Below are 22507 nucleotides of genomic sequence, written 5' to 3' on the forward strand. Positions count from 1 at the left end.
TCCTTAGAATGTGCCACGGTCTATCGCCGGGCTGTAAGTAAAAGTTTTTATGAAGCCAACAAAGAGCTATTTGAGTTCGTCAAATAACGCGTCGATACGTTCTGCGCCATATTGAAGTTGTTCTTGAGTTTTTTTCGCCGAGGTTTCCTGCTGAAAACCAATCATGACGTTGCCACGAGCGGCACGGATTACCAGCTGCTGCTTCGTCGTTGATCCGTCACTGCTGGTCACCACATATGCGTCGTTTAGCTCGGCTTTGGTCTTCAAAGACTGTTTCGCCAAATGATAAGCACGTGTTTTTCCATCAATGGTCACCGAGTATCTAGCGCATTCACCACTAGCTTTCGCTTCGCTTTCCCACTGATTTTTTAATGCTTGGACATCCTGATAGACGGCGACCGTCAGATACCGGTCCTCAAACTGCACCGCTGCCATTTTTGATTTTGCTAGCTGTTCGGTGACCGGGGCGGCAAAGGTGACACCGCACTTACTCGGCGAAACGCTCAACCCCTCGATCCATGCTTGGGCTTCTGGGATGCTCTTTCGTAATTTCGCATCCGAAATGACCTTGGCCTTCGAATCGACTTTGACGAATTCTTGCAACTGACTTTCAAGTTGGTCTGCATTGATTTGCAACGCGGTGCCCGAAGTTTCTTCGCTCGGCTCAGCCGGTGTGCTGCATCCGCTAAGCAATAGACCGGCGAGGCAAAGCCCCGAGGCAAAGTAGAGTTTGGTGCGTCTGGCAAGAGCCACAGAAATTCCCGTCACGATAGTTACTGTCCTCGAGTCTAGAAGACGGGAGCCTGCTCATCGTGGATTGTGACCATAGAAGGTGACAGAAAGCCGTGGTTAGGGGCTAGAAGAGGATAGTTGCAAAAGTTCCAACCTGCTCAAAACCAACGCGTTCGTAAGACCTGATAGCAGGTTGATTGAAGTCGTTGACGTAGAGACTGACAGTTGGGGCGAATCGCAGGGCGTAAGCAACCGTGGCTGCCATATATCCAGTGGACAGGCCCTGACCGCGATATCGGGGGCTGATCCACACTCCTTGGATCTGCACTGCAGCCGTGGTGACCGTGCCAAGATCCGCTTTGAAGATGATCTCACCGTATTCATCGGTGTCGATGAGAGTATGGCGTTCACGAATCAACTGGCGTACCCGGCTACGGTAGTACCCTCCGCCATTTTCTAACGGAGAATATCCGAGCTCCTCTTCAAACATGGCAGCGCTGGCCGGTAAGACGAGGTCAAAGTCCTGCAAGGTAGCCACACGCAGTGAGCGTATCGCCACCGCTTCAGAGCGACGGCGGATACTCATCATTGGTTGATTTTCTCGTACGTCAAAAAAAACTTGCGGTCCGGTGGCGAGAACTTCACGCATGGCCAAGACGGTTTGTGCTGGTCCGAAAACCGAAGCGAAGCGTTGTCTGGTGTCTAACGCGTATTGGGCGTAGGCACGAGCATGTTCATCGCTCATGGCCGTCGGCGCAATATTTGCACCCACCCAGCAGGCTGATTCCAACCCGTCCTCGCCGTTGATTCCCAGCAGGTGTGCGAACCCATCTGGGACGGCAGAACGGTGCAGGGCAAGCTGAGAACGGGTAAAGATATTAGCGACGGGGTCTTGATCAAGCAATGCGAGTAGGGCCGCAGTGTCCCTGCGGCCCAAGACTCGGACTTCCCCTGGTGGGCTCTGTCTAGCTGACGGAGACCACGGGAGAACCCGAGGTAGGATTCTCGTCATTGTCCAGATCCATTTGTTCAGCTAAACGATTAGCTTCTTCAATGAGTGTCTCGACGATCTGGTCTTCAGGCACGGTCTTGATGACCTCTCCCTTGACGAAGATCTGTCCCTTACCGTTGCCGGAGGCTACCCCGAGGTCAGCGTCACGAGCCTCGCCCGGACCGTTGACAACACAACCCATCACCGCAACGCGCAGTGGAGCCTTCATGCCTTCTAGGCCAGCGGTGACCTTTTCAGCCAAGGTGTAAACATCTACCTGAGCACGACCACACGATGGGCAAGAAACAATGTCGAGCTTACGCGGGCGCAAGTTCAACGATTCAAGAATTTGGTTGCCTACCTTGACCTCTTCGACTGGAGGAGCCGAAAGCGAGACACGAATGGTGTCTCCAATGCCACGCGAGAGCAAGGAACCGAAGGCCACAGAGGACTTGATAGTTCCCTGGAAGGTAGGTCCAGCTTCGGTCACACCTAGGTGCAATGGCCAATCTCCAGATTCGGCCAAAAGCTCGTAGGCACGAACCATGATGACCGGGTCGCTGTGCTTGACCGAAATCTTAAAGTCGTGGAACCCATGCTCTTCAAAGAGGGAAGCTTCCCAAATGGCTGATTCAACCAATGCTTCTGGGGTCGCTTTGCCATACTTTTTCAGAAGTTTCGGGTGTAGCGATCCACCGTTGACACCGATACGGATCGACGTACCGTGATCTTTCGCAGCAGCTGCGATTTCTTTGACCTGGTCATCAAACTTGCGAATGTTGCCTGGGTTTACACGAACAGCGCCGCAGCCGGCTTCGATCGCAGCAAAAACATACTTCGGCTGGAAGTGGATGTCTGCAATAACCGGGATCTGCGATTTCATCGCAATAATCGGCAACGCCTCGGCATCTTTATCGGTCGGGCATGCGACACGCACGATATCGCAACCGGCGGCCGTCACCTCGGCGATCTGCTGCAAGGTTGCGTTGATGTCATAAGTCTTGGTGGTGGTCATCGTCTGTACGCTGATTGGCGAGTTCGAACCGATGCCCACACTGCCGACATTAAACTGACGAGTCTTACGACGTGGAGTAATTACCGGCGGTGGTGCCGCCGGCATGCCGAGTTTGACCGAAGTCAATGGATGCCTCCGAAGTGATTGTAGGTTTTTCTATACCAAGTATCGCACCGTCTGGCGTGCTAGTGGTAAGGATGCGAGAAAAGCCACGACGAGGCCGTGGCTTTTCTCGCAAATTCACGGATAAAACTTAGTTAGCTTCGGCTACCGTGCGAATGTTTGCCAGTACTTCGGCGACCTGTCCAACAACCTCGGCGTCATCCTTCGGGTGAAGCTCAGCGAAACGAACAACAGAATTAGGGATAGAAAGCTTCACGTCTTCCAAAACGTTAGCTCCGGCGATGGTCAGTGCCTTGCGGGCCTCATCCTGGGCCCATACGCCACCGTACTGACCGAAAGCGGTACCAATGACCACAGATGGCTTGTCCTTCACAGCACCAGTACCGAATGGACGTGACAGCCAATCGATGGCGTTCTTGAGTACCGCTGGCATGGTGCCGTTGTATTCAGGGGAAATCAGCAAGAGCGCGTCTGCTTCACCGGCTGCATCGCGAAGCGCCTGAGCAGCTGCTGGCACAGCACCTTCAACATCGTGGTCTTCGTTGTAAAACGGAAGGCTGTCAAGGCCCGAGTAAACGCTGACTTCAACGCCTTCTGGTGAGTTCAATGCGGTTGCTTCAGCGAGCTGCTGGTTTGTTGAACCTGCACGAAGGGAACCGACCAGGGTAAGGACCTTAGTAGCCATATTGTGTTGCTCCTATTTAGCGAATCGAAAAGTAAATAAAGCTGACGCTTCATCTACTCCAACGAGCACTTCCCCAATTCAATTCCGAAGTCTTACGTGACTTGAAGCACTAGGCCGACTAGATCGGCACCGGCATTGCTTGCACGGCGCGGCAAATTTTCCAAAGAAAAAACCCAACGTTGCAGAAGCAAACGTTGGGTTTTTGCCACAAACTTGGGTTAGGGAGCGAATTCGGAGAGTAAACCAATAACCGGGTTCCATTCGGTGATGGTGGTCTTTGCCAGGCCACCGACCTTGTTGAACGGATCAAGGGCTAGTACTTCTTTTAGCGCCGCTTCGTTCGCGGCGGCAAATATCAGCAACGCACCGTCAAGTACCGGGGTGGGACCAGAGGCCAGCAGTCGAACGTTGACCTCCTCCAAATACTCAGTGAGGAAAGCGCGGTGGGCCGGACGGTGCTCGTTGCGCAGTTCCGTAGAGTCCTGTGCATACTCGTATTCAACAGCAAAAACAGTCATGGCTACAGCTTATTTCCTTCAGTGCTAGAAGATGCTTATTGGCTTGAAAATGTCCGCGTATATTAAGAGACCGCCCATCAGCAACATCGCGGCAGCCACCACGTAGGTCATCGGCAACAATTTAATGGTGTCGACCGGCGCCACGTTTTTGCGGCCGAAGATGCGTGCTACGGTTCGCTTCACACCCTCATATAAGGCACCAATCACATGCCCACCATCTAGTGGTAACAGCGGAATTAAGTTAAACGCGAACAACGCGAGGTTTAATCCGCCAGCGAGGGAAAGCAACGAAGCAATCTTGTCCCCCATCGCGATTCCTTCGTGAGCATTGATTTCACCGGCGATACGGCCCACACCCACAATAGAAACCGGACCGTTTGGGTCTCGTTCTTCCGTACCAAAGGCAGCCTGCGCAACATCAACCATGCGTTGCGGTAGATGCAAAATAACGTTGCCAATCGTCAGCAACTGGTCTCCCACCACGCTAGGTACTTCGGTAACTGGCTGAGCTATATTCTCAACCTGCGAGCTCATTCCCACGAAGCCTACCTGCGCTGTTTTCATGGTGCCATTTTCATCAGTGACCGGGTAACCCTGGTCATCTAGCACCGGGCGTTCGGTCAAATGTGGCTTGAGTGTGGTCTGGTGTTCCGCTCCCCCGCGGGTATAAGTCAGGCTGATGCTCTGACCAGGATGATCGCGAATCACACCGGTGAGCTCGTACCAAGCGTCGTGAGCCACGGCGGTCCCATTGACGGATGTGATGGTGTCCCCCGGGAGTAAACCAGCGGCATAGGCGGGAGCCTCAGTGTCTTTAGCCGTGCATTCGGTCGCATCCGCATTTTCGGCGCTTGCAATGCACTGGTATACCTCGGAAACTGTCGTGGTAGTTGTGGGAACACCAAATCCGGTAATCACCACACCAATGAGCAAGAATCCTAGCAAGAGGTTTACGAACGGGCCGCCGAGCATAATTATCACGCGCTTGTAAATGGGCAGCTGGTAGAACAGTCGCCCCTCGTCGCTGCTTTCGACATTTTCGTTGGCTTGCGAGCGGGCGTCATCCACCATCTGGCCAAAGATCTTGTTAAAGAATCCTGGCTTCTTCTGCTTCCCGGCTTCAGTGACCGGACGTGGCGGATACATACCCACCATGGAGATGTAGCCACCTAGGGGCAGCGCTTTGAGCCCGTATTCGGTTTCTCCTCGTTTGAAAGAGAAGATCGTTTTGCCGAACCCAATCATGTATTGCGGAACACGCAATCCAAATTTCTTAGCGGGAATCAGGTGGCCCACCTCGTGCAAAGCAATAGACAAGGCAATGACAACGACCATGAAGAGCACGCCGCCAAGGAACATTAGTACGTTCATGCTTTTTCCCTCAGCAACGTGGTGGCGTGGGCGCGCGCCCACTGATCTGTCTGAAGAACTACTTCAGCCGAAAGCTCCGCGTTCACCGGCGTATAAGCCTCAAGTACCCGTTCAATGGTTTCAACGATATCTGTGAAACGAATCCGGCCCTCATGGAAGGCATCAACAGCGACCTCATTTGCCGCGTTGTACACAGCCATGTGGGTCCCGGAGGCAGCAGCTGCCTGTTTCGCTAGCTTCACCGCGGTAAACACCGACTCGTCCAATGGTTCAAAGGTCCAAGAGGACGCGGTGGAAAAATCGCAGGGTTTTGCGGCACCAGCGACGCGGTGTGGCCAATTGATACCCAGCGCAATTGCCAGACGCATATCCGGCGGCGAGGCTTGCGCGATCACCGAACCGTCGATGAACTCAACCATAGAATGCACAATAGATTGACGGTGAACTAAGGGTTCGATGCGCTCTAGTGGCACATCAAAGAGCAGGTGGGCTTCGATAACTTCCAATGCCTTGTTGACCATGGTCGCCGAATTCGTGGTCACCATGCGTCCCATATCCCATGTAGGGTGCGCCAATGCTTGTGCTGGACTCACCTCACGCAATTGTTCATAGCTATATCCGAAGAAGGGGCCACCAGACGCGGTGACAATCAATTTGGAAACTTCTTCTGGAGTCCCAGAACGTAGTGCTTGAGCGAGCGCGGAATGTTCAGAGTCGACAGGAGAAATCTGTCCGGGAGCCGCGATCTGTTTAACGACTTGTCCGCCGATAATCAGCGACTCTTTATTTGCCAGCGCCAGCAGGTGTCCGGCTTGGAGCGCCGCAATGGTTGGTTCTAACCCAATCGCTCCGGTAATACCGTTGAGAACTACGTCGGCTTCGCTGTATCCAGCTATTTGCGTCGCGGCATCGGCGCCACTGAGCAGTTGTGGCGCATAGTCGCTCACTCCTGCCTTTCGCGCGGCTGAAGAAATCGCGGTAGCCAGTTCGTCAACATTCTCGACTGCGGCGCCAACCACCTCCGGCCGGAAGGTGACTGCCTGCTCGGCCAACAGTGTCAGGTTGTAACCGCCACTAAGCGCTGCCACGCTAAATTGTTCTGGCGCATTCTGAATGACGTCTAGACCCTGAGTACCAATTGATCCGGTAGAACCGATCAGTGTGACACGGCGGGGACCATCCGCAGTTTTAAAAGAAGATTGGGTGCTCACCCAATCCATTATGGTCGCTATAACTGTGAGGTCCCAAAGTGCCATTCCATCAGAGCATCAAAAAACAGTTCGGGCCGGTGAATAACCGCGGATAAGCGTTATTAACCGGCCCGAGTGCTGGGATACTTCTACAGTCCGAGGCTGCGGGCAATCAGCATCAATTGCACTTGGGTAGTGCCTTCACCGATTTCTAGGATCTTCGAGTCTCGGTAGTGGCGTGCCACCAAAGAATCATTGATGAATCCGTACCCACCGAAGATCTGGGTCGCATCACGTGCGTTGTCCATGGCAGCTTCGCTGGCCACGAGTTTTGCGTGAGCGGCTTCGATCTTGAAGTCTTTACCTGCAAGCATTTTCGCGGCGGCCGCATAGTAGGCCAGACGTGAAGTGTGCACACGTGAAGCCATGCGGGCAATCATGAATGAAATCGCCTGATTTTTACCAATGGCTGCACCGAAGCTTTGGCGGGTCTTCGCGTAGGACACTGCCTCATCTAGACAGCCCTGAGCAGCGCCGGTTGCCAGAGCCGCGATAGCAATGCGACCCTCGTCAAGGATCTCTAGGAAGTATGCGTAGCCACGTCCACGCTCCCCCAGCAGATTTTCCTCGGGCACTCGGGCACCGTTGAAGCTAAGTGGGTGGGTGTCGCTGGCGTGCCAACCGACCTTGTTGTAGGCAGGCTCCGCGGTAAATCCTTCGGTTCCGGTCGGAACGATGATTGTGGAGATTTCTTTTTTGCCGGTTGATTCGTTCACCCCAGTCACCGCGCTGACCGTGACCAGAGAGGTGATGTCTGTGCCGGAGTTCGTGATGAACTCCTTCGAACCGTCGATTACCCATTGGCCATCTTCAATTTTCGCTCTGGTCCGTGAAGCCGAAGCATCAGAGCCGGCCCCTGGCTCGGTCAGCCCGAAACCTGCGAGTTTTTTGCCAGCTGCTAGGTCTGGCAGCCAAAGCTCTTTTTGTTCTTCGTTACCGAAGCGGTAGATCGGCATAGCGCCGAGCGATACACCAGCTTCCAAAGTAATCGCTACTGACTGATCGACTCGGCCAAGTTCCTCTAATGCCAAGGCAAGAGCGAAGTAGTCACCTCCAGATCCGCCGTACTCTTCGGAGATTGGAAGACCAAATAGCCCCAATTCACCCATTTGTGCGACCACGTCATACGGGAAACTATGTTCCGCATCGTGTTTGGCGCTGACAGGAGCAACGACTTGCTGGGCAAATTCACGCACGACATCGACCAGGTCTTGGTACAGTTCGTCGAGTTCGAGATCAATCACGGGCACTCTCTTCTTTCGAGGTTGTCCTCACCGAGGCGACCCTTGTGACGTCGTCTGCGGTGACGGGTTATACGGAACGCGGACGCAATACCTTGGAAGCTGACAGTCCGGCGCGTATGGTTAATTCTTATTAACTGTGTTTACTACCTACATTTTGACATTAGTGGCGTAGATCATACTTGTCCAGTTGTGGACGGGGTTTCTAAGGAGTAATTGCATTGAGTAGATATCAATCTCTCACTGAGCCAACAGATCGCGAGCGCGCCAAGGCAGAACGCCGTGACGCGCTGCTACGCGAAGCTACCCGGCTCTTTGCGTTGCACGGATACGCAGGGGTGTCCCTAGAAGATCTAGGCGCTGCCTGCGGCATTTCGGGCCCTGCGGTGTATCGGCATTTCGCAGGTAAGCAAGCGTTGCTCATTGCTTTGCTCGTGGACATGTCGAAAGATATCTACGCTGGCGGGCTGGAAGCCGCAGAAAACGGCGGGGATCCACTTCAGGTCTTGTCACGTTTAGTAGATTTTCACACTGATTTTTCACTTTCCCGACCCGATATCCTCCAGGTACAGGACCGTGATTTGAAGTCATTACCGAAGTCGGAACTCGCTTTAGTTCGTAAACTTCAAAATAGTTACATCTCTTTATGGACCGAACAGCTGGCCAAAATGCACCCCACCGGCAGTCCGCAATCGCACCGATTCAGGGCTCATGCGGTGTTCGGGCTGCTGAATTCGACGGCGCACTCCGCACACTCCCCACGCACCAAAAAATCAGGGTTAAAACCGTTACTGTCCAATATGGCACTCGCGGCACTAACATCCCCGGTAGTCTAGAACCTAAGTCCCACACATCTTTGGGCGCGTTCAATCGGGCGCGTACCACCTCACGAAAGAAAGGTCTTTATCGTGCAACTACGTGAAGTCCGCCCTTCCGACTTGGACGCCTTCTTTGCTCATCAGCAAGAGCCCGAGGCGAACCTCATGGCCGCATACCAGGCGCGTAATCCGTCAGACCGTGCGGTATTTGATCACCACTGGAGCTCCATCCTCAATGACGAATCGGTGCTGGTTCGCACCATCGAGCACGAGGGCGAAGTTGCCGGATCAATCTTGGTATTTGATGGTGCGAAACCAGAAATCAATTTCTGGACCTCCACCAAGTTCTGGGGCAAGGGAATCACCACCAGCGCGGTAGACGCCTTCTTGGCAGAGTTCACCAAGCGTCCGTTGACCGCTCACGTGGTTCAGGACAATCTTGGTTCGCTCAAGGTATTGGAGCGTCGCGGATTTAAGCAGGTCGGCACGGAGCAGATTTTCTCCAACGCACGCGCCGCAGTTGTCACCGAGATCGTCTTAGAGCTCAACGACTAATTTTCGGAGCATTCAAGCTAGCCGTGGTTCACTCAATGATGAGTGAACCACGGCTAGCTTTTTAAGCATCCGCTGGGCATGTAGCAACCCATTCATCTCGCACAATTCGAAAGTGATCGGGACAAGAGGTTAGCAGTCTGCACATCGCATTGTTGCAAGACCTTGGAGTGGTGGCCTGATCCGCTGGGGATCGAGAATCAATACAATTCCCAAATCCCATGGGTTGCAAGACGTCTCACGAGCACGACTAACCAGCCGTTTCACCGTCGACTTCTAACGCAGCCGCAATCGCTTCGGGGGAAGGCAAAGTCGTCTTCTCTTCTTGAGGCAGAGCCTCGTATGTATAAGAAGAAACCGTCAATGGCTGTGTAGAGCCATCCAACGCGTAGCGTACCGTCCGCTCGTTCTTGGAACCGCACACTAGTATCCCCACTGTTGGAGCCTGACGGGGAAGCCGCAACATAGAAGTTCAGTTTCCCAAGTGCTCGGGTTTGAACTTTCCAGCTTTCAACTCAACCACGACGTAGCGATCTGACGGCACGTGATAAAGCAACAGATCAATATAAAAATCATCACCATCGACATCAAGATGGTACTGCCGTCCTACAAACGCGAAACCCGCACCAAATTCTGCCAAGGTCTGCGACAAATGCAAGGTCATAGGTTCTTCCAAGGCGTGCTCTTGCGCCTCTGCTGTTAGCCCTAAGAAGTCGAAGATTAGCGGATCTTTAGCAACCTCTCGAGCTAGGTCAGTGCCCCCGCTCAGTAAACGAGATTCAAGATTGTTTGGAGCTGCGCCTTCTCTAACGTGTAATCGAGTGTGAATTTGGTGTTCCAGAACCGCCACCGACCAACCATGCTGAACAGCACGACGCGCGTACCACTGGCGTAGTTCTCGGTCACTAATCTTGTTCAGAAGTGCGACGTCGTGAGTCCAGCTCAATTGTCCAGTTACTGACTGGACAATTGACTCTTCGTCGCCCCAGGCCTCGGCAAAGGTTCGCATGTTGTATAGATTCGTCCGCGAAAAACCTTTCATGTGAGGGAACTCTGCTCGCAGACCCCGAGCAACCCTGTCGAAAATTTTGCTTCCCCACAGCTGGTCTGACTGACGATTAAGAATGATTCGTCCGATATTCCAGTACAGCTCAACCATTGCCGTATTGACCATCCGCTGGGCACGATGCTGAAGCTCTCCGAAATTGTCCAGTCAACAACTGGACGATTAATGGGCAACTTCCTATGCTTCATACAATGCAGGGCACAATATTCCGGGGTGCATCTTTCGCTGTGTCAAAAACGACCGTTTTAGACCAAGATTATGTTCTCCAAAGTTAACGGTAGTTTAGGGAAAACTAATAACAGTAGTCTTGAAAACCCAAGGAACGGATATTTGCTTCACAGGCTCAACTGAGAACCAACGGCATTATTCGAAGAAGGCGTTCTTATCTTTCATATAGACGTCCGGTGTCCCGTATTCGTGTAACGTCGCTTTGACTCAAATTTGTACGAACACCTATTGCACGGACGGATACTCCATGCGACAGGGCTAAAGAAATAACATGTTCAAGTTCTGCAATGCAGCCAACCAAAGCGTCGGTAAGTGTGGGGTTCTTCTCGACTGCTTGCAACTGGGCCAATCTAGCGATCAACGTGTCAATCTTCGCCCAGTCATGCTCAACCGCTGTGTTGGAATCGTTCTCGTGGTGAAATATGACCCAATCATTCATCAGGTGCAGTCCTCTCATGCGTTGACGTTGCAAGCAAATATCTTGCTTGCAGACTCATTGGGGCCAAATTGAATGCCCCTTGCGTAGACTCTAACTCTGGTGAGGAAGCGATAGTTCGCATTGGTGTCGCAGCGTGGTTCGCGATAGATTTTGGCCACACGGTATGAACGATTATTGGTAGACGAAACCGGCCCATCTTCATCTCGATCCAGCCCGCACGCAGGCTAACCCAAGCGTATGCAGAGGTTGTCGGAAATTATCGAATCGACAGGATTCTGCTACCAAAAAATCTCCGTATGGCCTGCCCGCAAAAGTGCCCGATGACCAGACGCCAAATGAAACACACGATTAAACCTTAGGAACGAATTGCCGTGCCCCAAATCCCTTGGTTCTAGTGGCGCCCCTAGCCAATTAGGCGTCTTGGCAGATCCAGCCTTCGGGAAGCGCTCCCCCGGCTAACAGATGGGCAACCTGTTGTTGCTCCAGCACACTGAGCGCGGCGTCCATCTGCGGATAAATGATCGGCTCCTCTTTAGAATTATGGTTTTCCAACAAGGACAACAGCTCTTGGCAGTCAGCCACCAACTGTTCATCGGTGCTTCCGCCTTGCAAAGACTCTTCTAGGGCATCCATTCGACGCCATAGTTCACCGTGTTCCCGGTGCATCACCATCAAGGGCATCATCAGCGTGGCGCGAGGTAGATGACGGAATACGACTTCCTCTTCAAGATAAATATGCCGCCGCAACGCGCTAACCGCTTCCAGCAACATCTTGGCCCGCGATTCTGGGTCATCATGAGTCGAAGCCATGTATTTTTCAATCGCCACATCGATTTCATGATGTTCTTTAGTAAAAGCTTCCGCTAATGATCCGCCGGGGGCACTCGATACGTTTACAGGCAAAGCAACCTCGCTTCAGTATTTGGCCGGGGGCCAGCAGATTCTGATTCCACTTTAGGCAGGTATAGACAAATACGAAAGGGACTGGCTTGCCGAGTAATATCTCGACAAACCAGCCCCTTTTCTATGCAGCGTTCTTTGGCTACTTAGTGCTGTTCAAAATTCTCCATGCATCACGTCGTACGGCCTGCTCGATTGGGTCCGGCACCGGAGCGGCGGCCAACAGGCGACGAGTGTAATCGTGGGTAGGTGCGTGCAATACGGTATCAACACGTCCCTGTTCCACGGCCTTGCCGTTTTGCATGACGACCACTGAATCGGCGAGCATATCCACCACGGCCAGATCATGGCTGACGAAGAGGCACGCAAAATTGAAGTCGCGCTGCAAGTCTTGGAGCATCTCCAAGACAACTGCCTGAACAGATACGTCCAACGCACTGGTTGGCTCGTCAGCGATTAGCAATTCTGGATTCATGGTTAGCGCACGCGCGATACAAATACGCTGGCGCTGACCGCCGGAAAGCTCATGCGGGTAACGGTTGATCACGTTGCGTGGCAGCTTGACCGCATCCAACAGCTCCAAGGCACGCTTGGTCCGAGAGGCCTTATTGCCGACCTTGTGCACCACCATTGGTTCGGTAATGCAGTCGCCAATAGGGAAACGCGGATTTAATGACGCGGCAGGATCCTGGAAGATCACACCGATGTCCTTACGCACTGCACGTGCCTGACGCGTCGAGAGCTTCGGCAGGTTATGACCCTTGACCGCGAGCGTTCCCGAAGCCACCGGAAGCAGCCCGAGTACCGCCTTGGCAATAGTCGACTTACCCGAGCCGGATTCGCCCACGATGCCCAGTACCTCGCCCTTAGCGACGTCGAAGCTAACGTTCTCCACCGCACGGAAGATCTTGCCACGCATGTTGTATTCCAACACCAGATCTTTGGCTTCCAGCACTAGCTCGCGTTCCACCGGGGCGGTCGGTTCACTGCGTGGGGCGCTCTCATCGATGATCACCGGTGAAAGCCGGGGTACCGAGGAAAGCAGACGCTGCGTGTATTCGTGTTGCGGGTGCAGCAAGACTTGTTGAACGTCGCCGGTTTCCACCAAGTTGCCTTGGAACATCACCGCAACCTGGTCTGCCATATCTGCCACGACACCCATATTGTGAGTAATCAGCAAGATACCGGTGTTCAGTCGGTCTTTGAGCTCACGTAGCAGGTCAAGAATTTCTGCCTGCACGGTAACATCCAACGCGGTGGTTGGCTCATCGGCGATAATCACCTTCGGATCACAGGAGATCGCCATGGCGATCACGATGCGCTGACGCTGACCACCGGAAAACTGGTGTGGGTACTGCTTAATACGTTTGGCTGGATCCGGGATGCCCACCAGGGTTAGCAACTCGATTGCCCTGTCGGTAGCTTCCTTACCGTATGCCACGTCGTGCAGTTCTAGTGCTTCGGTGAGCTGGCGTTCAATGGTCAGTACCGGGTTCAATGCCGTCATGGGTTCTTGGAACACCATGGCGATGTCGGTAGCGCGCATCTTGCGCATCTTGCCCTGGTCCAAGCCCACCACGTTCACGTTGCCAACTCTGGCCTCACCGGTGATGTACGCGTTCTCCGGAAGTAATCCCATGGCGGCGGTGGAGGTGACGGATTTACCCGAACCGGACTCGCCCACCAAGGCAACCACTTCGCCGGGGCGTACAGCGAGGGATAAACCCTTGACCGCGTGCACGTCAGGTCCGGCGGTTTCAAAGGTGACCTTCAGGTCGGTGAAGCTCAGTGCATAATTTTCTGCTGCTTCGGTGCTCATGGCTTCTCCTTACGAGTTGGCAGGGCGAAGAGCCCAGCTCGGCGGCGGCGCTTCTTGCCGGTGTGGCGTGGGTCAAAAGCATCTCGCAGGCCATCGCCGAGGAAGTTCACGCTCAGCGCGATAGCAACGATGATCATGCCTGGCCACCAGAAGAGCCACGGACGAGAGGTGAACGCATTCTGGTACTGGCTAATGAGTAGGCCCAGTGAGGATTCAGGTGGCTGGACGCCGAAGCCTAGGTAGGACAGCGAGGATTCCAGCAGGATCGCACCGGCGATGGCGAAGGTCGCGTTGACCACGATCACACCGATGGTGTTTGGCAGCAAGTGCTTAAAAATCACCCGAGAGGTCTTGGAGCCCATGGCTTGGGCTGCCGCTACGTATTCGCGTTCACGTAGCGAGAGAATCTCACCGCGAACCAGACGGGCCAAGCCCGTCCAGGTAACCAGACCCAAAACGAAGGCCAAGGTAATAATTGAGCCTGAGCTCGCACCGGCGATCTGACCCAACACAGCTGCCAGCACCAACAGCGGGATGACGATGAACAGGTCAGTGATACGCATCAGTACTTCATCAACCCAGCCACGGAAGTAACCGGCAACTGCACCGATAATTGCGCCGAGGAATGTAGCGACGGTTCCGACTACCACGCCGATGATGATGGACTTCTGTGTTCCGGTCATCACCAGGGCAAAGTAATCTTTGCCGATGGAATCTTGGCCGAAGGGATTTTCTCCCCAGCGAATTCCTTCTCCACCTAACCAGGTAGGCACCAGGCTAAGTGTTGGCTTGCCACCATTGATGACCGCGCCAGCGTCTAGATAGGACTTGTCCCACCATCCGGGGATTACTCCCCACCCTACGGAGCTGAAAGCAAAGATGGTGATAAAAACTAGGATCACGCTGGAGGTCATGGCTAGCTTGTGCTTAACGAACCGCCCGATAACGATGCGGCCTTGGCTTTTTGAATCTTCGGACTGGCGAGCCAGCTTCGCGTCCTCGACCTCGGCTACGGAGGTGAGGTTCTGCGGCAGATTGTCGTTGGTGTTACTCATCGTTTGTCCTTAATGTCCCAGACACGATTGCTGATGATTGTCATGGCCGCCTAGACGCGAATGCGTGGGTCGAGCATGGCGTAGACAATGTCTGCCAGCAGGTTGAAAATGATCGCTGCGGTACCGGTGACCAAGAAGAAGGCCATGACCGGGTTAGCGTCCACATGGTCCAGGCCGGTGGCGAACATTTCGCCCATGCCCTTCCAACCGAAGACGCGCTCGGTAATCACCGCACCACCGATGAGCCCGGCGAAGTCGAAGGCCGCGATGGTGGCGATAGGGATCATCGCGTTGCGGAATGCGTGACGGAAAATCACTGTACGTTCGCTTAGCCCCTTCGAGCGGGCGGTACGAATGTAATCCTGCTGCTGAACTTCAAGCATTGAGGAGCGGGTGTAGCGCGAGTAGCTTGCCAGCGAAATGATTGCCAACAAAATGGTGGGCAACAGCAATTGGGTGGCGTTATCCAAGAAGTGATCCCAGTAACCGCCCTCAAAGTTTGCGGTCGAGGAACCAATGGTGGAAATTGGGCGACCCTTGTTGTCCAAGAAGCCTGGCCAAGCACGGAATATGTGGTCGATAACGGTCAGTGCCGCACCGACAAAACCTGTCACCATGGCTACGCTGGCTGCGTTCTTACGAAGTCGTCCACCCATAAGGCGTCCAACCAGGGCCGGAATCGCTACGGCGAGGATCAATCCACCCAAAAGGATCCAGGTGTTCGGTTCGGACATCAGGTAGAAGGTCGCGTAGTAGGCGGCAAGTACGAGCACCACGGTGATCAGTGCCGGATAAAGTACGCGTTTTTCTTTCAGGCCAGCTGTCATCGCGGTGCCAGAAAGTGCCACCAGCAAGGTCAGGACGACCACGATTGCTGGGCCCATTTGCGGGAACCGGTAGAAGTTCAGCCAGAGTGAGTATTGCAGTACCAGTGGCACAAAGATCGCTACAGCGACGAAGGTCAGCGCACGGCGTTTGAGCGAGCCGCCTAAGAACATCTGCATAATCAGGCCCAGGACTATGCCGATGAGTATTGAAGTACCCACGGATATGTCTGGCGAGGCTATCCAGTCGTTAAATCCAATGGCCAGGTATTCCTTCAGCAATACCGCTGCCCAGAAGACTGGAAGGGAGAAGAAGAGGAAGGTCAGGAAGGTGACGAGGTAGTCAAGTCCGGAGTATTGACGCACCGCGGTGAGCACACCGATGGCGATACCGAGGATTGCGGCGATCACCGTGGCGATGAGCACTAGGCGCAAGGTCGAGGCGGCAGCGTTGGCGAGCAGCCCGGAGACTTCCACGCCGTTGATATTACGACCTAGGTCGCACTGTCCAACAAAGCACTTGGAAACGCCGGTCAGCCAGTCCCAGTAGCGAAGGTACCAGGGCTGGTCTAGCTCCATGTAATCGATACGTTGTGCCATCAGGTATTCGCGGTTATCTGCGTTACTTTCACGCAGGTCTTTCAGCGGGTCACCCGAATTAATGACCAGGATGTACAGCAGCAACGAGGCCGCAAAAAGCACACCGATGGCCGATCCAAGTCGTTTGGCGATGAATTTCAACACGGCGTTTTTGTCCTACTTTCGTTTCTCACCGGACGATTCGTTCACCTGGGGTGGTGGTGATATCGAATCAATGTGGGGATGTGGTGGACACACTGCGGGGCCCGACGGTTCATCGGGCCCCGCAGTCGTTCACTCACGGTGATTGAGCTCAGTGCCTAGAGGCAATTACTCTGCACGTACCCACTGTTCGGCGTTCCAGACGATTCCGTTCTGCGTCGCGGTGTGGCGGACATTCTGGATATCTGAACCCGAGGCACTCAGCCCTGGGTGGGCAAATACTGGGATGCCGTACAGGTCATCCCACAGGAGCTTCTCAATCTTCTTGATCTGCTCCTGGTGTACCGCTGGGTCCAGTGAACTTGCCAAGGTCTTCCACTCTGCGTCAACCTCCTTGTTGGAGTACTGGCCGTAGTTCTGTGGCTTACCGGTGGCGTAGATGTTCTGGCCCGAAGAGATCTGGCCCGAACCTGCCCAAGCGAACAGTGCTACGTCGTAGTCACCGCGTTCCTGGGTTCCGCCTGGTGCGAAGAACTTTGGATCTCCAGCGTCTTCGACCTTGAAGCCGGCTTCATCACACGAAGACTTGATGGCAGCAACTTCGTTGGTGCGACGCTCGTTTGGAGCGGAGTAACCAATGCGCACCTTGGTGCCCACTGCATCCTCGGCTTCGAGGATCTTCTTTGCGCCTTCGAGGTCAACCTGATCGTAGCGTCCGTCATAGGAAGCTGAGACAACATCTTCGTAGTTGTCCTGGAATGGGAATACTTCGCGAGCATTCATGACCACTGCTTCTGGGTTCAGAGGCTTGACCAAGTTGTCGACGATGTTCTGACGTGGAACACACATGGCAAACGCCTTGCGCAGTTCCAAGTTCTTGAAAGCATTCTTTCCACGGAAGTTGAAGTCCAAGTGCTCCCAGGTCAAAGTGTCACCCTGTTGGATGGCTACCTGATCGCCAAGTGCTTCAAGCTGAGCCAAGGTATCAACCGTTGGCTGTGGGCCAATGACGTCGATATCCTTGTTCTGCAGTGCCTGAACCATGGCAGCATCTTCAACGAAGCGGAAGTTCAGCTGCTTGGTAGCAGCTGGGGTACCGTAGTAGTTCTCATTTGCTACGATGGTCACCGATTCGCCGGCCTTCCAAGATCCGAGCTTGTATGGCCCGGAAACTGGCATGATTTCTTCCTTTGGAAGGGTGCCAGGGTTGGTGTTCCAGCCTTCGTTCCAGAACTTGGCGGCCTTCTTGAGCTTGTCTGATTCACCTGCGAGGATGGCGTTAGCCAGCTCTTCGGTGCTCATGCCAGCTTCCTTAGCTACCACGTGTGCTGGATGAAGTAGCCAAGACTGCAGAGCCCAGTCGGGATCCGGAGCCGAGAATTCAACGGTGAATTCCTTGCCAGCGATGTCGCCCTGTGGGCCCTTTGGCACGGTGTCGCCTAGGTCAACGGAGACCGAGTTGAACAGTGGCTTTTCCTTGGAACCTTCGTTGAGGTTCAAGTTCTGTACACCCCAGGCCAAGACCGAGTCGGCCACCGTGATAGGCGTACCATCTGACCACTTAGCGTTTTCGTTGATGGTGTACTTCACGGTCAGTGGATCGTCGCTTATTTTCTCGTAAGAGCCGAGGTCCTCATTCGGATAGAGGGCTCCATCGGTACCGGTGTAAGTGAAACCTGCGAACATGCGGTCCGTGATTGCGGAGTTGTAGGTCGAGTAAGTGTTCGGGGTGAATCCGTTGTAGCTGATGAACTCTGGTGCGCCCACCGAGACTGCAATGGTGTCATCCTTGGTGGTGATGTCACCGAGGTCTGCGAGACCACTGTTGGTTAGTTCAGCTGAACCGTTCCCGCTGGTGTTGCCCGACTCCGAAGCCTTCGGATCGGTGCCGCTGCCGCCTGGTGCACATGCCGACAGGGCCAAAGCCATTGCAGCACCTACTACTACTGCCTTCGAAACACGTTGGAATCGCATTTCGCCTCCTTGAGAATATGAAAGATACGAGTTCGGAACCATGAGGTTCACTGTGGAACACATCACACGATGGAACCATTGAGCAATAGACTAACTGGATTTTGCCATCTTGGATATAGAAAGATGCGCTTCATATCTCCGAAGAGCGCCGCCCAAAGCGTCGGGTCACGATCGCTATGTTACTAACAAGTTACGAGACGCGACTCACATCCGCGAGATTTCAAGGGTTTCTTTCACATTGGGTTTTTTCAATCAGAAACGGCGGTTGGCCCCTTCGTCCGCCAAACTCTTTTATAACGTTTTTGCAACATTTATTTCAGATCAGAAAAAACTGAAACATTTCTTGAATAAGTCACTTTTTAACGAACTCAGGGCAGTGACTCTATGAAGAAATCACTGCCCTGAGTTGGCGGCCAAAGCCGTGGAATACTTAAATTAAGCTGGCACCTGGGATGGCCGACAGCAAGTTTCGCGTGTAATCGCTCTTCGCATTATCGAAAATCTCATCCACCGTTCCCTGCTCAACAAGCTGCCCATGCTCCATCACACAGACGTTGTCTGCGATCTGACGCACCACAGCCAAGTCGTGGGTGATGAACAGGTAGGTTAGCCCCAGTTCACGCTGAAGCTCATCGAGCAGCTCCAGCACCTGGGCTTGAACCAACACGTCCAACGCCGAGACAGCCTCATCACAGACGATCATCTCTGGCTGCAGGGCCAAGGCTCGCGCGATGGCAATACGCTGTCGTTGACCGCCGGAGAGTTCGTTCGGGAATCGGTGCATGGTCGAGGCCGGCATGGATACCTGATCCAGCAGTTCCTTGACCTTCTTCTCCCTCGAAGCCTGATTGCCAATACCGTGGATACGCAGTGGCTCCTCGATAGTGCGGTAAATCGAGTACATCGGATCCAACGAACCGTAAGGGTCCTGGAAGATAGGTTGCACACGACGTCGGTACTTAAACAGTTCACGTTCGCTGAGCTTGCCAATAGCTTGCCCGTCGAAGACGATGTCTCCGGAAGTTGCATCCAGCAGGTTCAGCACCATTTGGGCAATAGTCGACTTGCCCGAACCTGACTCACCGACCACTGCGGTTGTCGTGCCCTTGGGAATCTCGAAGGAGACCTTGTCCACCGCGGTGAACTTATCCTTACGTCCGAAGCCCTTACGGATGTCGAAGACCTTCGTCAGATTTGAGACTTTCAACAGTGGTTCGGACTTTTCCGCCACTACTTCGTCCACTGCCATCTCATGCTTATCACCACGCTGCGCGGCCAACGACGGCGCAGAGTTGATCAGTCGCTTAGTGTATGGGTGCTGCGGGTTGCGCAACAGTTCCAACGCTGGACCAGATTCAACAACCTGCCCCTTGTACATCACGATGACCTTCTCGGCGCGTTCTGCTGCCAACCCCAAATCGTGGGTGATCAGCAGGACGGCGGTACCCAGTTCGCTGGTCATAGTGTCCAAGTGATCCAAGATCTGCTGCTGCACCGTCACGTCCAACGCGCTGGTGGGCTCGTCAGCGATCAGCAGGCGTGGACGACAGGCCAAACCGATAGCAATCAGCGCACGCTGTCGCATACCGCCAGAGAACTCGTGCGGGTACTGATTCATACGAGTTTCTGGTTCAGGCAGGCCCGCATCCGCCAAGACCTGCGCTACGCGCTGCTTGGGATTATTTCCAGCCAGTCCATTGGCTTTCAAAGTCTCTTTGACCTGAAAACCAATTTTCCACACAGGATTTAAGTTGCTCATCGGATCCTGTGGGACCATGCCGATGTGGTTACCGCGCAACTCAACGAACCGCTTTTCGCTGGCTTTGGAAATATCCTCGCCATCAAAAAGAATCTGGCCAGCTGAGACTTCGCCGTTACTTGGAAGTAGACCGATGGCCGCCAGTGCGGTGGTGGATTTACCCGAGCCGGACTCCCCCACGATGGCCACAGTCTCGCCGGGCATCACCGTCAAGTTGGCGTTGCGCACGGCGTTGACCGGACCATCTGGCGTACTGAAGGTGATAGCCAAGTCTTTGATTTCTAGCAGGGGCTTGGGTTCTGAATTCTGCACCACAGTTAGTTCCCCTTTCGAGACTTAGGATCCAGTGCATCACGCACTGCATCGCCGAGCATGATGAAGCTCAAGACGGTGACGGACAAGAACAACGCAGGCCACATCAACATCATCGGGTTATTACGTAACTGAGACTGAGCCGAAGAGATATCGTTACCCCAGCTCATTACCTCAAATGGAAGTCCAAGACCAAGGAAGGACAGCGTCGCCTCGGCGACAATGTACACACCAAGGTTTACGGTAGCGACCACGATCACCGGTGCCATAGCATTAGGGATCACGTGCTTGACCAATGATTTGCCACGCGATAGTCCCAAAGCACGTGAGGCTTTAACGAAGTCCGCGTTGCGCGCTTCGAGCACCGCACCACGGGTAATGCGAGCGACCTGCGGCCAACCGAAAATGGAGAGAGTGACAATAACGGTCCATACGCTCTTGTTGTCGCGGAATGCGGGTAGCTGCATCACGATGATGGCACCGAGCACCATTGGAAGTGCGAAGAAGATGTCACCCAGACGAGCGAGGATCGTATCCAACCAGCCGCCGTAGAATCCTGCGAGGGCGCCGATGGTGCCACCGAGCAGAACCACAAAGAGTGTAGTGAAAATACCGACCATCAGCGAGGCGCGGGTTCCGTGGATGGCGCGTGCATAGACGTCGCAACCTTGGAAGTTATAACCCATCGGGTGGCCGGCGCTTGCTCCTTCATTAGAGAATTGCAGGTCACAGAATCGCGGGTCAACCGCGGAGAATACTCCAGGGATTGCCGCAATAGCGATCACCAAAATGATCAATAGCGCCGAAATAATGAACAGCGGACGCTTGCGTAGTGAGCGCCAAGCTTCTGCCCACATGGATAGTGGCTTACCGGTTTCCTTGACCGCATCGACGCCGTGCAACGGCGTCTCATCAAGTGGTGCAACGAAGTGGGGAATAGCGTATTTAGAAACTTTTCCGGCACGGATCTTGCTGATAGGCAATCCGGCCTCAGGATTTTGATTCTGGTTCTCAGGCATATCGGATCCTTGGGTCAAGCAGGGCGTAAAGCATGTCTACGATGAGGTTAGCGAGCACGAAGACGATCACGAGCACACCGACAACCGCGACAACCGTGGGGGTTTCACCCTTGAGGATTGCGCGGTACAGCAGGTTACCGACTCCGGGAACGTTGAAAATACCCTCGGTCACAATTGCGCCACCCATAAGCGATCCCAAGTCGGCACCGAGGAAGGTCACCACTGGGATGAGCGAGTTTCGCAGAATGTGTACGTTAATAACACGACCGCGACTTAGCCCCTTGGCTGTTGCGGTGCGGACGTAATCCGCCTGTTTGTTCTCGATAATCGAGGTACGGGTCAGACGCAAGACGTAGGCAAAGGAGACAAGACCAAGCACGACTGCAGGGAGAATGAGTTCGCCCCAGCCGGCTCCACCAGACACCGTAGGTTTAGCCCATTCGAGCTTAACTCCGACGACAAACTGCAGCACAAAGCCCAGTACGAAGGTAGGAACTGCGATCACAATCAGCGAAAGGATCAGCACGGTGGAGTCAAAGGCTTTGCCTTTACGCATGCCGGCGATTACACCGAAGAAGATACCGAAGACTGCTTCGATGGCCAACGCCATCACTGCTAGTCGTGCAGTAACTGGGAAGGCACGAGCCAAGAGGTCACGGACTTCCTGTCCGGAGAAGGACATACCCAAATCTAGGGTAACCAAGTTCTTCAGATACAAACCATATTGAACCCAGAATGGCTGGTCTAGGTTGTACTGGGCACGCAGCGCAGATTCGACGGCAGGCGTCATTGGCTTACCGCCAGAAAGTGCGGAGATTGGGTCTCCAGGGGTCGCGAAGACCAAAAAGTATACGAGCAGTGTGGCACCGATAAACACCGGAATCAGCTGCAAGAATCGTTTGAGCGTAAAAGCTAGCATGTGTGCGTCTCACCTCGAGACGTTGCAAGGCACGTGGCCATTTTTATTTCCTCTTTCCGTCGGCACAAACCAGACGTTCAGATAGAGAGGGAGGACTGACACGCCAAAGGGAGACCCTGATGTTGCCGGGTCTCCCTGAGACGTTTTCAACTGAGT

General features: G+C 53.9%; 18 protein-coding genes and 1 pseudogene. 2 read left to right on the forward strand and 17 right to left on the reverse strand.

Going from position 1 to position 22507, the window contains the following annotated elements:
* Positions 1–66: 66 nt before the first annotated feature.
* The 8 genes from CQ011_RS15720 to CQ011_RS15755 all read right to left on the reverse strand — a co-directional run bounded on the left by CQ011_RS15720 (position 67) and on the right by CQ011_RS15755 (position 7929).
* The gene (locus tag CQ011_RS15720) at positions 67–768 is read right to left on the reverse strand and encodes a VCBS domain-containing protein (RefSeq protein ID WP_105678654.1); all 702 of its coding nucleotides are present in this window, start codon (positions 766–768) and stop codon (positions 67–69) included.
* 88 nt (positions 769–856) lie between these two features.
* On the reverse strand, positions 857–1669 hold the full coding sequence (locus tag CQ011_RS15725; protein ID WP_105678655.1) for a GNAT family N-acetyltransferase: 813 nt from the start codon (positions 1667–1669) through the stop codon (positions 857–859).
* Between the two features lie 28 nt (positions 1670–1697).
* The gene (gene ispG, locus CQ011_RS15730) at positions 1698–2864 is read right to left on the reverse strand and encodes a flavodoxin-dependent (E)-4-hydroxy-3-methylbut-2-enyl-diphosphate synthase (protein WP_105678656.1); all 1167 of its coding nucleotides are present in this window, start codon (positions 2862–2864) and stop codon (positions 1698–1700) included.
* Positions 2865–2991: 127 nt separating this feature from the next.
* Positions 2992–3546 (reverse strand): NAD(P)H-dependent oxidoreductase, encoded by a 555-nt coding sequence (locus CQ011_RS15735; protein ID WP_105678657.1) that lies wholly within the window; start codon positions 3544–3546, stop codon positions 2992–2994.
* A gap of 218 nt (positions 3547–3764) precedes the next feature.
* The gene (locus tag CQ011_RS15740) at positions 3765–4064 is read right to left on the reverse strand and encodes a YciI family protein (protein ID WP_105678658.1); all 300 of its coding nucleotides are present in this window, start codon (positions 4062–4064) and stop codon (positions 3765–3767) included.
* A 24-nt stretch (positions 4065–4088) separates the two neighbouring features.
* Complete coding sequence (locus CQ011_RS15745) at positions 4089–5435, reverse strand: M50 family metallopeptidase (protein ID WP_105678659.1); 1347 nt, start codon at positions 5433–5435, stop codon at positions 4089–4091.
* Positions 5432–6655 (reverse strand): 1-deoxy-D-xylulose-5-phosphate reductoisomerase, encoded by a 1224-nt coding sequence (gene dxr / locus CQ011_RS15750; RefSeq protein WP_105678660.1) that lies wholly within the window; start codon positions 6653–6655, stop codon positions 5432–5434. The genes CQ011_RS15745 and dxr overlap by 4 nt, the downstream gene beginning before the upstream one ends.
* Before the next feature lie 119 nt (positions 6656–6774).
* The gene (locus CQ011_RS15755; RefSeq protein WP_105678661.1) at positions 6775–7929 is read right to left on the reverse strand and encodes an acyl-CoA dehydrogenase family protein; all 1155 of its coding nucleotides are present in this window, start codon (positions 7927–7929) and stop codon (positions 6775–6777) included.
* Positions 7930–8147: 218 nt separating this feature from the next.
* Here CQ011_RS15755 and CQ011_RS15760 point away from each other — a divergent pair, with 218 nt between their 5' ends.
* On the forward strand, positions 8148–8762 hold the full coding sequence (locus CQ011_RS15760; protein ID WP_286161230.1) for a TetR/AcrR family transcriptional regulator: 615 nt from the start codon (positions 8148–8150) through the stop codon (positions 8760–8762).
* 72 nt (positions 8763–8834) lie between these two features.
* Positions 8835–9299 (forward strand): GNAT family N-acetyltransferase, encoded by a 465-nt coding sequence (locus CQ011_RS15765; RefSeq protein ID WP_096256767.1) that lies wholly within the window; start codon positions 8835–8837, stop codon positions 9297–9299.
* Positions 9300–9546: 247 nt separating this feature from the next.
* On the opposite strand, the pseudogene CQ011_RS15770 reads toward CQ011_RS15765, so the two are convergent.
* The 9 genes and pseudogenes from CQ011_RS15770 to CQ011_RS15815 all read right to left on the reverse strand — a co-directional run bounded on the left by CQ011_RS15770 (position 9547) and on the right by CQ011_RS15815 (position 22351).
* Positions 9547–10509: pseudogene (locus tag CQ011_RS15770) on the reverse strand (PDDEXK nuclease domain-containing protein).
* A gap of 931 nt (positions 10510–11440) precedes the next feature.
* Positions 11441–11932, reverse strand: coding sequence for a hemerythrin domain-containing protein (locus CQ011_RS15780; RefSeq protein WP_105678664.1), 492 nt, complete (start codon positions 11930–11932; stop codon positions 11441–11443).
* Between the two features lie 139 nt (positions 11933–12071).
* Positions 12072–13748, reverse strand: a complete 1677-nt coding sequence (locus CQ011_RS15785; protein WP_105678665.1) for an ABC transporter ATP-binding protein — start codon at positions 13746–13748, stop codon at positions 12072–12074.
* Positions 13745–14803 (reverse strand): ABC transporter permease, encoded by a 1059-nt coding sequence (locus CQ011_RS15790; protein WP_105678666.1) that lies wholly within the window; start codon positions 14801–14803, stop codon positions 13745–13747. Before CQ011_RS15790 ends, CQ011_RS15785 begins: the two co-directional genes overlap by 4 nt.
* Before the next feature lie 50 nt (positions 14804–14853).
* Entirely contained in the window at positions 14854–16371 is a 1518-nt protein-coding gene (locus tag CQ011_RS15795) for an ABC transporter permease (RefSeq protein ID WP_105678667.1), read from the reverse strand.
* Positions 16372–16536: 165 nt separating this feature from the next.
* Positions 16537–18342, reverse strand: a complete 1806-nt coding sequence (locus CQ011_RS15800) for an ABC transporter family substrate-binding protein (protein WP_105678668.1) — start codon at positions 18340–18342, stop codon at positions 16537–16539.
* Positions 18343–18772: 430 nt separating this feature from the next.
* Positions 18773–20413: an ABC transporter ATP-binding protein gene (locus CQ011_RS15805; RefSeq protein ID WP_502692895.1), complete on the reverse strand. Its 1641-nt coding sequence runs from the start codon at positions 20411–20413 to the stop codon at positions 18773–18775.
* A gap of 5 nt (positions 20414–20418) precedes the next feature.
* Positions 20419–21432 carry an ABC transporter permease gene (locus tag CQ011_RS15810; protein WP_105678670.1) on the reverse strand — a complete coding sequence of 338 codons (1014 nt, stop codon included), beginning with the start codon at positions 21430–21432 and terminating at the stop codon, positions 20419–20421.
* A complete protein-coding gene (locus tag CQ011_RS15815) occupies positions 21425–22351 on the reverse strand; it encodes an ABC transporter permease (protein WP_096256760.1) in 927 nt (308 codons plus the stop codon). Before CQ011_RS15815 ends, CQ011_RS15810 begins: the two co-directional genes overlap by 8 nt.
* Positions 22352–22507 lie beyond the last annotated feature (156 nt).

The sequence above is a fragment of the Arthrobacter sp. MYb213 genome, assembly GCF_002979915.1.
GTDB lineage: Bacteria > Actinomycetota > Actinomycetes > Actinomycetales > Micrococcaceae > Glutamicibacter.